This window comes from Christensenella intestinihominis (assembly GCF_001678845.1).
In the GTDB taxonomy this organism is placed as follows: Bacteria; Bacillota; Clostridia; order Christensenellales; family Christensenellaceae; genus Christensenella; species Christensenella intestinihominis.
On record NZ_MAIQ01000015.1, the window covers coordinates 21,793 to 34,170 of the forward strand.

General features: G+C 51.0%; 17 protein-coding genes. 12 read left to right on the forward strand and 5 right to left on the reverse strand.

All coding sequences use genetic code 11. The features are described from left to right. The first annotated feature begins 47 nt into the window (after positions 1-47). Positions 48-203, forward strand: a complete 156-nt coding sequence (locus tag BBD38_RS14605) for a hypothetical protein (RefSeq protein WP_156738188.1) — start codon at positions 48-50, stop codon at positions 201-203. Positions 204-561: 358 nt separating this feature from the next. Continuing rightward, entirely contained in the window at positions 562-774 is a 213-nt protein-coding gene (locus tag BBD38_RS13610; protein ID WP_066520166.1) for a cold-shock protein, read from the forward strand. Positions 775-870: 96 nt separating this feature from the next. Here the strand turns inward: BBD38_RS13610 and trxA are convergent, their stop codons facing one another. The 5 genes from trxA to BBD38_RS13635 form a co-directional block, all read right to left on the reverse strand. After that, a complete protein-coding gene (gene trxA, locus BBD38_RS13615) occupies positions 871-1,239 on the reverse strand; it encodes a thioredoxin (protein WP_328585615.1) in 369 nt (122 codons plus the stop codon). 33 nt (positions 1,240-1,272) lie between these two features. Beyond that, on the reverse strand, positions 1,273-2,202 hold the full coding sequence (locus BBD38_RS13620) for a GtrA family protein (protein WP_066689158.1): 930 nt from the start codon (positions 2,200-2,202) through the stop codon (positions 1,273-1,275). Between the two features lie 62 nt (positions 2,203-2,264). After that, positions 2,265-4,529 (reverse strand): glycosyltransferase family 2 protein, encoded by a 2,265-nt coding sequence (locus BBD38_RS13625; protein WP_066689160.1) that lies wholly within the window; start codon positions 4,527-4,529, stop codon positions 2,265-2,267. Positions 4,530-4,571: 42 nt separating this feature from the next. Beyond that, entirely contained in the window at positions 4,572-4,781 is a 210-nt protein-coding gene (locus BBD38_RS13630; protein ID WP_066689164.1) for a hypothetical protein, read from the reverse strand. Next, complete coding sequence (locus tag BBD38_RS13635) at positions 4,778-5,059, reverse strand: hypothetical protein (protein ID WP_147568177.1); 282 nt, start codon at positions 5,057-5,059, stop codon at positions 4,778-4,780. The genes BBD38_RS13630 and BBD38_RS13635 overlap by 4 nt, the downstream gene beginning before the upstream one ends. Positions 5,060-5,210: 151 nt before the next feature. On the opposite strand from BBD38_RS13635, the gene BBD38_RS13640 reads away from it, so the two are divergent. From BBD38_RS13640 to BBD38_RS13685, 10 genes are all read left to right on the forward strand, one after another. Beyond that, positions 5,211-5,420 carry a hypothetical protein gene (locus BBD38_RS13640; RefSeq protein WP_066689177.1) on the forward strand — a complete coding sequence of 70 codons (210 nt, stop codon included), beginning with the start codon at positions 5,211-5,213 and terminating at the stop codon, positions 5,418-5,420. 13 nt (positions 5,421-5,433) lie between these two features. Continuing rightward, entirely contained in the window at positions 5,434-5,664 is a 231-nt protein-coding gene (locus BBD38_RS13645; protein WP_066689179.1) for a hypothetical protein, read from the forward strand. A 3-nt stretch (positions 5,665-5,667) separates the two neighbouring features. Continuing rightward, positions 5,668-6,750: a SpoIIE family protein phosphatase gene (locus BBD38_RS13650; protein ID WP_066689181.1), complete on the forward strand. Its 1,083-nt coding sequence runs from the start codon at positions 5,668-5,670 to the stop codon at positions 6,748-6,750. Between the two features lie 16 nt (positions 6,751-6,766). After that, positions 6,767-7,624 (forward strand): diadenylate cyclase CdaA, encoded by an 858-nt coding sequence (gene cdaA, locus BBD38_RS13655; protein ID WP_082989700.1) that lies wholly within the window; start codon positions 6,767-6,769, stop codon positions 7,622-7,624. After that, positions 7,621-8,871 (forward strand): CdaR family protein, encoded by a 1,251-nt coding sequence (locus tag BBD38_RS13660; RefSeq protein WP_066689183.1) that lies wholly within the window; start codon positions 7,621-7,623, stop codon positions 8,869-8,871. Before cdaA ends, BBD38_RS13660 begins: the two co-directional genes overlap by 4 nt. 68 nt (positions 8,872-8,939) lie before the next feature. Continuing rightward, the gene (locus BBD38_RS13665) at positions 8,940-9,623 is read left to right on the forward strand and encodes a hypothetical protein (protein WP_066689187.1); all 684 of its coding nucleotides are present in this window, start codon (positions 8,940-8,942) and stop codon (positions 9,621-9,623) included. Between the two features lie 76 nt (positions 9,624-9,699). Next, entirely contained in the window at positions 9,700-9,906 is a 207-nt protein-coding gene (locus BBD38_RS13670; RefSeq protein ID WP_066689188.1) for a 4Fe-4S dicluster domain-containing protein, read from the forward strand. Between the two features lie 35 nt (positions 9,907-9,941). Continuing rightward, the gene (locus BBD38_RS13675; RefSeq protein WP_066689189.1) at positions 9,942-11,003 is read left to right on the forward strand and encodes a 3-methyl-2-oxobutanoate dehydrogenase subunit VorB; all 1,062 of its coding nucleotides are present in this window, start codon (positions 9,942-9,944) and stop codon (positions 11,001-11,003) included. A 1-nt stretch (position 11,004) separates the two neighbouring features. Further along, positions 11,005-11,742 (forward strand): thiamine pyrophosphate-dependent enzyme, encoded by a 738-nt coding sequence (locus tag BBD38_RS13680; RefSeq protein WP_066689190.1) that lies wholly within the window; start codon positions 11,005-11,007, stop codon positions 11,740-11,742. A 2-nt stretch (positions 11,743-11,744) separates the two neighbouring features. After that, positions 11,745-12,281: a 2-oxoacid:acceptor oxidoreductase family protein gene (locus tag BBD38_RS13685; protein ID WP_066689192.1), complete on the forward strand. Its 537-nt coding sequence runs from the start codon at positions 11,745-11,747 to the stop codon at positions 12,279-12,281. Positions 12,282-12,378: the final 97 nt, after the last annotated feature.

A 12,378-nucleotide genomic window follows, 5' to 3' on the forward strand; every position in this document is an offset into this window, starting at 1 on the left:
GCGGGCAAACCGCCGGCGTTTACAATAAAAAATGGAGGAATAAATTTATGGAAACAACAAGAAAGACAAAATCTACCCCGCATAAGGACGTAGAAAAGAAGACGAGCAAATATGCAGACGGCAGCAAGAAAGTGGAAAAGACCACGGCTAAGAAAAAGCTCGACGGTTCCACGAAAGTGACGCATAAAGTCGAAGCAAAATAAAGCGCCGGACTGACACCTCTTGCCCCTGAAACGGGGAACCATAAAACAGCTTCCGAAGCCGGAAAACAGGTTCTGGCAGCGGAAGCTGTTTTTGCTGTTCCTTACCGGGCGAAAAAATTTTCATAAAGAGCACGGAATGCTTGACAAAATAACGCGTTTCGTGCTATATTCAAATCAGCAGTTCGGATGTAGTATTAATGATTTCACATATTTTGCAAGTCATTTATTACGGTAGATGCTTTGCAAAATATGTGTTTTTTGTTTCATGGCCGGGTTACGGCCTGTGATACCGGGGCAAAAGCCCGGGTATTCGGCAAGCGCCCGTACGTGGGTTATTATTATTAGGAGGTACTGGTTGATGAACAGCGGTACGGTAAAATGGTTCAATGCAGAAAAAGGATTTGGCTTTATCTCGGATGACAATGGTGGCGATGATGTATTCGTACACTTCTCGGCGATCCAGACTGATGGATATAAGACACTTTCCGAAGGTCAAAAAGTAACGTATGACACAGAGCAGGATACGCGCGACTCGAGCAAAATCCGTGCGGTCAACGTTTGCCCCGTATAAGAAAGCATGAATCAAAAAAACACTCCCGAAAGGGAGTGTTTTTTGTTGCGTTTCAAATCCCTTATCCGCATTTATACGGAAGAAGGATGAATGGAATTATGCGTTTTCAATAAAGTCGATAATTTCTTCTTTCGATTTTACACCCACAAACTTGGACATCTTTGCGCCGCCGTCAAACAGGTAAACCGTGGGGATGGACATTACGCCATACTGCTGGGCAAGCCCCTGCGCTTCGTCGACGTTGACCTTTACGATTTTTATACGGTCGCCAAGGGCATCCGCAACTTCTTCAAGAATCGGCCCGAGCATCTGGCACGGTCCGCACCAGTCGGCATAAAAATCAACCAATACAATTCCTTTTTGCTGAATCACTTCGGCATCGAACTGGGCTTCATTAATGTGTTTAATATTCATTTGATCCACTCCTCGCAAATATTCTTGCTTATTATTAAACAGTCTCGGAATATGCGAAACATCTAATTACACGCATATGGAGGATTATTTTAACAATCCCTTGCTTTCCTTGAACACCCAATCCCTTTGCAGGGTAAAGCTTGCAAGGAAGATCACCAGGTCCACAATAACCTTTAACATGGTGTTGACCGCGTCGCCGCCGCCCAAAAGCGAGCCGATACCCCATACAAGCAGCCATGAGGCGACAAGCTGGCCAACCGCGAGGATCACGAAACGCACCACAGCCCCCGTGGATTTGGCGTTGGAGTTAAAGACAGCCCCGCGGTTCAAAAGATAGGTTGCAATCGAGCAAAGGATGCGGGACAGCACGGTGGCGGTAAGGATTTTAAATTCGTCGTCCATGCCGGAAAACAGCTTCTGGAATACATAAAACGTGCCGATATCCACCAGGTAGGCAATGAAAGCGGCAATGCTGAATTTGATGAATACCTGGTAGAGCTTGCCGGTGGAAAGGAGAATGTTCCAGCCGGGCGCTTCATTTGCGGAAGCTTCCACAGGGACGCTTTCCACGGCAATATTCCCGGAACGCGCAGCGAGGGGAATATTTTGGAAAAAGGCCCTGTCCTTTGTTTTCGTGCACGAAATGGTTTCGAGGACATCGCGGGACATCCCGTAGAGCGAGGTCGTGATATCCTTTGCCTCGATGCCCGAAAGGAATCCATAAATATTTTGCGGAAGGGATTTTTTTTCGGGCAGAACGCGTTCGCCCAGATAAACCTTCGACGCATCCGCGAGCAGCGCGTCCGCAACCTTCAGCACGTCCGCCGCGGAAAACCCGTCGCCGGCCCGCAAGGTGAGAAACAGTTTTGCTTCCGAACCCGCCAAGGCGTTTCCAAGGCCTTTGCACAGCCCGGAGTCTTTTAAGACCTCCACGGGCATACCCGCCCGCGCCAGTTCCTGTTCCAGATTTTCATTATGCCCGAACAGCAGGACATTGCAATTTTCGTAATTCATAATGCTACTATTTTATCATTGAACGCACGTTCATGCAATGAAAAGTAGTGGCGGCCCATAGATTATGCCCTGTCCTTAAGAACCTTGCCGGGATTCACGGAATAATCCAGTTTTTCGTTCGTCAGGTTGATGTTGTAGTAGGGATCATACGGATACTTTTCATCCCATTTGGACAACCATAATGCGGCCTCGCGATCCAGGCGTTCCATTTTTTCCGACGTAGTTTCAAGCCCGCGGGTCTTTGATTCGTTATGGTAGAGCTCTGCAAACGGCGTCCACAGGATATAATATCCCTTTTCACGAACCTTGAGGGACAGGTCGACGTCGTTATAGGCAACCGTGAACCTTTCATCAAATCCGCCGACCTCATGGAAAACGGAAGCGCGCATCATGGCGCAGGCGGCCGTTACGGAGGAGACATTGTGCGTGGCAACCAGCAGGCCAAAATAACCGATATCGAACCTGCTCAGGAATTTATGGGGATGGTTGGCAACCGGGCCTATTTTAAGGACAATTCCACTGTGCTGGATGGTATTATCCGGGTAATAAAGCTTCGCGCCGACCTGCCCGATTTCCGGCCGCATTGCGTGCATTGCCATTTGCTCAAGCCAATCCGGGCTGATTACGGAAACATCGTTGTTCAGGAACAGCAAAAGTTCCCCCTTTGCCTGGGAAGCGGCATAATTATTGAGGGCAGAATAGTTGAATGGATGATCCCAGCGGACAATATGAATCCGGGAATCCTGTTCAAGCTGCGCATAATAGTCGAAGGTTTCTTTCTCCGTGCTGTTGTTTTCTACGATAATAATTTCGTAGTTCGGATAGGTCGATTTTTCTTTAATTGACGTAATACAGTTTTCGAGCGTCCCTTTTTCGTCCCTGTTTGGAATAATAATGGAAATCAAAGGCTTGGGATCGGGCAGATCATACCTTGTGATATAATAATTCGGATATTGGCAGCTGCCGACATGTGCGTTTTTAACGCCCAAACGCTGGTATGCCGTTTCGACAGCAAGCCGCCCGGCCTCCACCGTATAGCTTTTTGCCGCAGAGGAAAGCGCAGTCGAGCCTTCCGATATTCGCCAATGATACAGGATATCGGAAATATGTCCGATTTTTTTGGCCTTTTCCGTCGCCCGCAAAATGATATCAAAGTCCTGCGCGCCATTGAAACGGTCCTCGAATCCGCCGATTTCGTCGAGCAGGGATTTTTTGAAAACCGAAAAATGTGTAATATAGTTGAACGTATGCAGGGTATCGGGGGCAAAATCAGGCTTGAAGAAAGGATTGAAACGGTATTTTCCATCCTCTGTGATTTTATCTTCGTCCGAATACATGAATTCATAGTCGCGGTCTTCGTTTACAAGCGCGACATAAGAATAAAGGGCGTGGGGCATAATCAAATCGTCATGGTCAAGCAGGGCGACATAATCTCCCGCGGCCATCTGAATCGCTTCGTTCGAATTCCCGGAAATCCCTTTGTTTTCTTCGAGTTTCCGGTAACGTATCCGCTCATCCCCATAGGATGCGGCAATTTCACCCAGGTTTTCCGACAACGTACTGCCGTCCGCAAGGCACAATTCCCAATTTGCATAGGTCTGTGCCCGCACAGACTCGATCATCTGCCGCAGGAATTTTTCCGGCGTATTAAAAAGCGGCACAACGATACTGATTTTCGGCATGTAATCAAAAACGTGTGCCCGCTGGTTTTCGAGGTCTTTTTCCGTTGGCGTATTATTGGCGATCCAATGGAGATATTCGGCATTGTGGACGGTATAAAACCGGCATCCGACGCTTCCGCCGCCCTCCACGGAAAAACCATGCCGGCGTTTTTTCCGGTTTACATAAACGCCGCAGCCGTTCCTGCAAGCCAATGAAACGGTGAGCGTTGCGCCGGTGATATCACAAACCGGAAGGAAATCAACCACCGTATAATCGTCGTGCGCCACATTGCAAATTTCGGCATGAAAAAGAACGGTCCCGTCCTTTGAGATATCCAGCTCTAAAATGCCTTTCCCCTCCGGGTTTTGTGTCAATAATTCAATACGCCCGATGTTGGGGACGGATGAGGTGAATGTAAACGATACCCGCTCTTCGGCTTTACACCCTTTTTGTTCCGCGGGATTTTTCATGAACGATTCGCACGCGAGCTCGCCGCCGTACATATTATTATTTACAATTGCCGCACCGGGGCCGTATTTGATTTTTGAGCCCAGCTTATGGAAAAATTCGCTCCACCCGTAATCCCGGACCATGACGGCGGCCCGTTTAAAGCTTTCCCCCTTAAGATGCTTTACAGTTGAAGCCAAATTCCTGATTCTTGACATTACATTTCTCCCAAATATATAAAAATTTTTAAAAACCGCCTGTTACACAAATGCGCCGTAAACCAGCTTATACAGCAGGATCATTCCGCCGATGAAAGCAAACGTCCCAAGCAGGGCGACCCAGAAAGATTTCGGGACTTTTTTCTGCTCTTCCTTCTCCGCCTCTTCAAAATCTTCGAGCTGCGCCTTGCATTTTGGGCAATATTCGGCGGAATCTTCAAATTTTGTGTGACACAGAGGACATATTTTCATGATTCGTCTCCATTTTCATTTTTGCGCATGCGCCGACGCTCCCGGCGGTAAAACTTAAGCAGGATTCCGAATAAAACGGATAATCCGGCAACCGCGATTACGCACATCAGGACACTGCTCGACAAAAAGATGCTGCTGAGGATAAAACAGATATATGAAAAAGCGCTCAGCTTTGAAAGGCCGCGCCGCAGTAGTTCAATCAAAAGAAGCACGACGCCCGCAAAAAAGGCGATTGTGCCGATTGTCTGGCAGTTCATCCATAGTGTCATATCCATCATAAATACCTTGTTCCCATTATAGCATGACTGTATGGTTCGATAAAGTATGGACACAAAAAATTTACGGAAATTTTGTTAACAAAGTATTCCTTATATGTTACTATTATAATAAACATGGGTATTTGAAAACAGATCATAAAAGGCGGAAATAATGGATATTATCGATCAGACGCTGGCCTTTGCCCGGCGTGAGGATAAGCCCGTGATCGTCGTTTACCAAGGAAAAAAAGGAATTACCCAGCGGCGGGTCTATATCCGGAATATCGCCGGAGATAAAATAACGGTGTATTGTACGCAAAAAAAGGCGATTCGTGTTTTTGACAGGGCAGGGATGTTGTCCGCGATGCTTGCGGAGGAATAGTAAGGATCGAGCGATGAAAGAAACAGGCGAAGAGAAAAAGCGTGAAACGATGGAGAAGCTGGATGAAGCGATGCGCAGGTTTGCGCGGGAGCGGGAAAAGCTGAATCAAATGAGCTCCGAGCGGATTGCGCTTGGCAAACCCCTGACCGACGAGGCGCTTTTGGCGCAAAGCAGGGCCTGCTGTGAAATTGGCGTTTCTGTTACACAGCTGCAGGAATTCCTGGACGAAATTGAAGGAGGCTGATTTTTGAATCGCACAACCTATAGCACAGAATATATATCTTCCATTATCAATGCGATGAGCGACATGGTGCGGGTTATTGGCCGGGACGGACGGGTCTTGATGACAAACAGCGCCTTTGACGAACGTTTCGGGTATGAAGAGGGAATGGAATGCTATACGCCGTTCCACCAGGAAACCAGGTGCGAACGCTGCCTGTCGCGCGAGGTAATGCTGTCGGGCGAGACGCAGCGCCTGACGCGCAAGCTTTCGGGGCGGGTTTATTCGGTGACGGTATCTCCCCTGAAAAACGAGGGAGAAAAAACGATCGCCGCCGTAGAGGTTTTCCGCGATATTACCCTCGATTACAACATCAAACAAAACCTGCTGATGCAGAATGCAAAGATGCAAAAGGATTTGCAGCTTGCGCGAAAATTGCAGGAGGCGCTTGTAAAGGGCGCGCTCCCGAAGGTCGGCAGGGATTATGAGCTTACGGCGGGGTTCTTCCCGTGCGAAGCGGTCGGCGGGGATATTTACGACTGTACGGTCTATGACGACAAGCTGGTGATGTATGTGGCGGACGTTTCCGGGCACGGCGTTATGCCCGCGATGCTCGCGGTCTTTTTCTCGCGAGTGGTGCGCGCGGCCTGCCTGATGGGGAATTTCCTTCCGTCGGAAATACTCGCTTATGCGGAAAAGGAATATCTCGATTTGAATCTTTCCGATTCGATTTATATTACCGCGTTCATTACGGTGATCGATTTAAAAACAAACCGTGCCGCGTATTCCAATGCGGGCTTTTCGGTGATGCCCGTCGTTTACCATGAGGGAAATTTTGAAGAATTGTATATGCCGTCCCATCCGCTTTGCGATTGGTTTGGCGAGGAAAAATTCCAGGATGGATTTTTTGAATTCAAAAAGGGAATGCGGATGCTGATCTATACGGACGGGGTGGATAATATCCACAGCGATCCCAAGGTTAAGGACAGGCTGTTTGAGCTGCTGGGGAAAAAAGAGTTCAGCAGCAGCCAGTTTATTGGCGAAGTGAGGGAAGAACTGCACAGCAAGCCGGAGGATGACCTGACAATGCTTCTGTGCGTGAAACAGTAAAACCGGGGGAAGTATTTTGACAGATTTTTGGGAGCCGCTCAAAAACAGCCTGATGGCGTTTAACTGGATGGACGTAATCGACATCATTGTCGTTGCGCTGATTTTGTATTGGCTCATTAAGCTGCTTGCAAAGACGAGGGCGATCCGTGTATTGATCGGCCTTGGCGTGATTTTGATTTTGGCGCGCATTTTTGTGGCGATGGGCCTGCAAACGGCAACCTGGCTGATGAATGCGGTGATCCCGGCGGGGGCGATTGTTATTGTGATCCTCTTCCAGCCGGAAATACGCCGTGCCCTGGAAGCGCTCGGCCGCGGAAAGATATTCAGCTTTGCCACCAAGTCCCAGATTGAAGTACAGAATGCCGAGCATATCATTGAAGAGATTTCGCGCGCCGTGCTGAACATGTCCAAGCAGAAGGTAGGGGCGATCCTTGTTTTCGAGCGCAAAACGGGCCTTGCCGACGTGCTTGATTCGGGCACGATGCTGGATGCGGAGATTTCAAGCGAATTGATCGAAAACATATTTTACCCGAATACGCCGCTGCATGACGGCGCAATGATTCTGCGGGACGACCGCATTGTCGCGGCGGGCTGCTTCCTGCCCCTTTCGGACAATAAGCAGGTGGCGCAGGAGCTTGGTACGCGGCACCGCGCGTCGCTTGGGGTTTCCGAGGTGTCGGACGCGTACATCATTGTCGTTTCGGAAGAAAAGGGAATTATTTCCTTTGCCTACGACGGCGTTTTGAAGCGCTTTATTGACGCAAAGGCATTGAAGGAAATTCTGGAAGAGCTGTACATGCCGCAGATGGGAAACAAGGAGCAGGGGAAGCTTGCGTCCTTTAAATTCAAGCGCAAGGTGGGTGATGACAAATGAGTAAATTTGTTGCGGTCATCAAACGCCTTTTTGTACAGAACTGGAAAATGAAGCTGATTGCGCTGATTTTTGCGTTTATCCTATGGAGCTTTGTGATCGCGGAGGACAATCCCTACAAAACCAAAACCTTCCGTGATTTTCCCGTTACCTATGCCGCGGCGGATGAGCTGCGGCAAAAGGACCTGACGACGTCGAAGCCGCTGACCGAGATTTTGAGCACGGTGACGGTGACGGCGCAGGCGCGGGCCGACGCCCTCCAATATCTAAATGAAAACATGATCCAGGTGACGGTGGACCTTTCTTCGATTGACGGGGTGGGCGAATATACGCTTCGTGTGGAAGGAAAATCCACCCTTAAGGACACGATTGTCAACGTGGAGCCGTCGACCGTTACGGTGGACGTAGAGGAAATGGTGCCGATCAGCGTCCCGGTTGACGTCCAGCTCACCGGCCAGCAGGAAGGATTTTATTACGGGGAGCCGGTTCTCGAAAACGGGACGGTGGAGGTGGTCGGCGCACGTTCCAATGTGGAGAGCGTCGCCAAGGCGGTATGCAGGATTGATGTGGAAAACATGACGGAGCCGACGACCGCAAGCTATAGCGTTGTGTATGAGGACAGCGACGGCAATGTCCTGCCGACCAACAACTTTACCGGAAGCGGTTCGGTCATTGTCGAGGTGCCCGTATATCCGCAAAAAGAGGTGCCGGTTGACCTTGAAACGGTGCGCGGCACTACGTCGGGCCTTGCGGAGGGCTATGAAATTACCAACGTAACAATAGAGCCCCAGAGTGTAAAAATTGCCGGGAAACTGGAAGATATCGACCCCGTCAAGTCCGTTTCGTTAGAGCAGATTACCCTTGACAACGCCTCGGGCGATACGATTGTGGAGGCAAATGTGAAACTGCCGGAAGGCGTGATTGCGGCAACCCCGGGCAAGGTGCAGGTGCAGTTTACGATTACCCAGCCCGAGCTCAGCCAGACCTATTCGGCAATGCGGGTCGCGGCCCGGAACCTCGAGGACGACGGCTTCGACGTTTCCGTTGCGCCCTCTGCCGTCGACGTTACCGTGTACGGCACACAGGCGGCGCTCAACGATTTTTCGGCTTCGAAGCTGAAACCGTTTGTCGACCTGACCGGGCTTGGCAAGGGGATACACCAAAACGTGCCGGTTAAATTTGAAAACGAACCGGACCTCGGGGTGCGGCCCGTTGCATCCAGCGCAACGGCTACGGTAACGATCAGCTGAAAATTTAATCCAATTGAAAGCAACGCAGGGGCACCGTTACGGTGCCCTTGCTGTACGGGAGGAATTTTATGAAAAGATTTAATATATTTGCGGGGAATTATGGAAGCGGTAAGACGGAAATTTCGCTTAATACGGCGCTGGAGCTTGTAAAAAGCAGGAAGACCACGCTGGTGGATATGGATGTTGTAAATCCGTATTTCCGGAGCGCGGAGAGCGAAAAACTCCTGGCGGACCACGGCATTCGCCTGATTGCCCCGCCGTACGCCAATACGAACGTGGACGTTCCGGTCCTGTCCGCAGAGGTAATGGCGGCGTTTGAGAGTGAAACGGCGGTGTTTGACGCGGGCGGAGACCCGGTGGGGGCGGCCGCGCTGGGCGGGCTTTTGGCGCAATTTAACGCCCACCGGGACGAGACCATGCTGTATTACGTTGTGAATGCGCGCAGGCCGTTGCAGCAGACAGTTCCGGAAATCATTGAAATGATGGAGCAAATCAGCGCCCGCATCCGTCTTCGGGTAGACGGCCTGATTAACAACACCAACCTTGGACGGGAAACTACGGCGGCGGACCTTGCTCACGGGCAGGAAATCTGCCTGGAGGTGAGCCGTAAAACCGGGGTCCCCATTTCCTATCTGGCGGGCAAGCCGGAAATCCTGGAAGCCTTCCGTCCGCAGGGCGGAGGAATCCCCGAAATACCGCTTGCCATATACACTTTCCCGGACTGGCTTGTTGACGATATACATGAAAAGTGATATCCTATTAGGAAGCGCTTTTGAGCGTTCTTGTGCATCATAAACGAAAAAATTTACATAAAAAAGGTGAGAAACAATGGCAAAATTAACAATTTATGAGGATACGTGCAAGGGCTGCGGCCTGTGCATTGGGGCGTGCCCGAAGAAGCTTTTGGCGATTGACAAATCGCACCTCAACGCGAAGGGGTACCATCCGATCGGGATCGAGCATATGGAAGAGTGCATCGGCTGCGCGTCGTGCGCGCGCATGTGCCCGGATTGCGCGCTTGAAGTAGACAGATAAGAAATTATTTAATTTTTAGGATAAGGTGAATTTATATGGCGAAGGTATTAATGAAAGGAAACGAGGCGATTGCGGAAGCCGCGATCAAAGCGGGCTGTACGCACTTTTTCGGTTATCCGATCACGCCTCAGAATCAGATTCCTGAGTATATGTCAAAGCGTATGCCTCAGGTAGGCGGGACGTTCATCCAGGCGGAAAGCGAAGTGTCGGCGATCAATATGGTATATGGAGCCGCGGGCGCGGGCGCACGGGCGATGACGTCTTCATCCTCTCCGGGAATCAGCCTCAAGCAGGAGGGCATCAGCTATATCGCGTGTGCCCAGCTTCCGTGCCTGATTGTAAACATCATCCGTTCCGGGCCCGGACTCGGCGGGATTCTTCCCTCGCAGGGAGATTATTTCCAGGCGACAAAGGGCGGCGGACACGGCGATTACCATTTGGTGGTGCTGGCGCCCTCGAGCGTCCAGGAAGCGGCCGACCTTGTGGCGGAAGGCTTTGACATTGCCGACCAGTACCGCATTCCGGTTATGATCCTTGGAGACGGTATGATCGGCCAGATGATGGAGCCGGTGGAGTTTAAAGAGCATGAAGGCCGCAAGCTGCCGGAAAAGACGTGGGCGGCCAATGGCTGGAAGGATAAATCCCATCCGCGCCGCATCGTGAATTCGCTCTATATCGAAGCGGAAGCGATGGAAGAGGTAAACTGCCAGCTGCAGGAAAAATATGCGGAAATCACGAAAAACGAAACGCGCGTCCAGGAGATCATGACGGACGACGCGGAATATATTATCGCGGCCTTTGGAACGACGGCCCGCATCGCGAAGAACGCGGCGTTAAAGGCGCGTGAAATGGGAATCAAGGTTGGCGTAATCCGGCCGGTCACACTGTGGCCTTTCCCGACGGAAGCGTTTTCAAAAGCGGCGGATAAGGCAAAGGGAATTTTGTGTGTTGAGATGAACACCGGGCAGATGATCGAAGACGTAAGGCTTGCGGTCAACGGAAAGGTCCCGGTGGAATTTTACGGAACGACGGGCGGCTTTGTTCCTACTCCGGCCGCCGTTGTGGAAGCGCTGGAAAAATTGAAGGAGGGCAGATAATATGGCTAAGGTGTTTCAGAAAACCAAAATGCTGACGGACGTGCCCTTCCACTATTGCCCGGGATGCACGCACGGTATTATCCACAGGCTGGTTGCCGAATGTATTGAAGAAATGGGTCTCCAGGATAAGGCGGTTGGAATCGCGCCGGTTGGCTGCGCGGTATTTGCTTATAACTATTTCGACTGCGATATGATGGAAGCGGCCCACGGGCGCGCTCCGGCGGTTGCAACAGGAATTAAACGCACATGCCCGGACGACCTTGTGTTTACCTATCAGGGCGACGGGGACCTTGCGTCGATCGGCACGGCGGAGATTGTGCACGCTGCCGCGCGCGGGGAAAAGATCACGGCAATTTTTGTCAATAATGCGATCTACGGCATGACGGGCGGTCAGATGGCGCCCACCACCCTTGTGGGACAGGTCACGACAACTTCCCCTTACGGCAGGAATCCGGAGACGCAGGGCATGCCCGTGCGTATGTCCGAAATGCTGGGGACGCTTGACGGCGCCTACTATATCGAACGGACCTCCGTACACGATGTGCCCAATATTGTCAAGACGAAAAAGGCCATTAAAAAGGCATTTGAATACCAGATGGAGGGCAAAGGCTTTTCCATGGTGGAAATTTTATCCACCTGCCCGACAAACTGGGGGCTGAATCCGGTGGAAGCATTGAAATGGCTTGAGGAAAATATGATCCCTCACTATCCTCTGGGCGTAACAAAGGAGGGCAGGTAATCATGACAGAACAGATTATTTTGGCAGGCTTCGGCGGACAGGGGGTCCTGCTCGCCGGGCAAATTATTGCGTATGCGGGGATGAACGAAGGAAAGAACGTTTCGTGGCTTCCGTCTTACGGCCCCGAAATGCGCGGAGGTACGGCAAACTGCAACGTTGTGGTATCGGACGAAGAGGTTGGATCGCCTGTTGTGGTAGAGGCGGATTGCGTGATTGTGATGAACCGGCCTTCCCTTGAAAAGTATGAAAAGGATTTGAAGCCGGGCGGACTGCTGCTGCTTGATTCCGACCTCATCGAGGTGGAACCCACGCGCAGCGATATCAAGGTTGTCAAGGTTCCGGCGAACTCCCTTGCGGAGCAGGCGGGAAGCATCAAGGCGGCCAATATGGTGATGCTGGGCGCATATAATGAATGCGCGCACGTTGTGGAGAACAAGACGATCATCGAATGCCTCGCAAAGATCATGGGGGAGAAGAAAGCGCACCTGATCCCGATGAACGAGCAGGCGCTTGAGCTTGGGGCGCAGACCGCGCGCTAAGGAAGAATGAAACCAGAAAGAACCGCTTCGGCGGTTCTTTTTTGTATGCGAAGCGAAATCCCCCCGCTGCGCGGGGGAGTTCAAAAAAGGCGAAGCC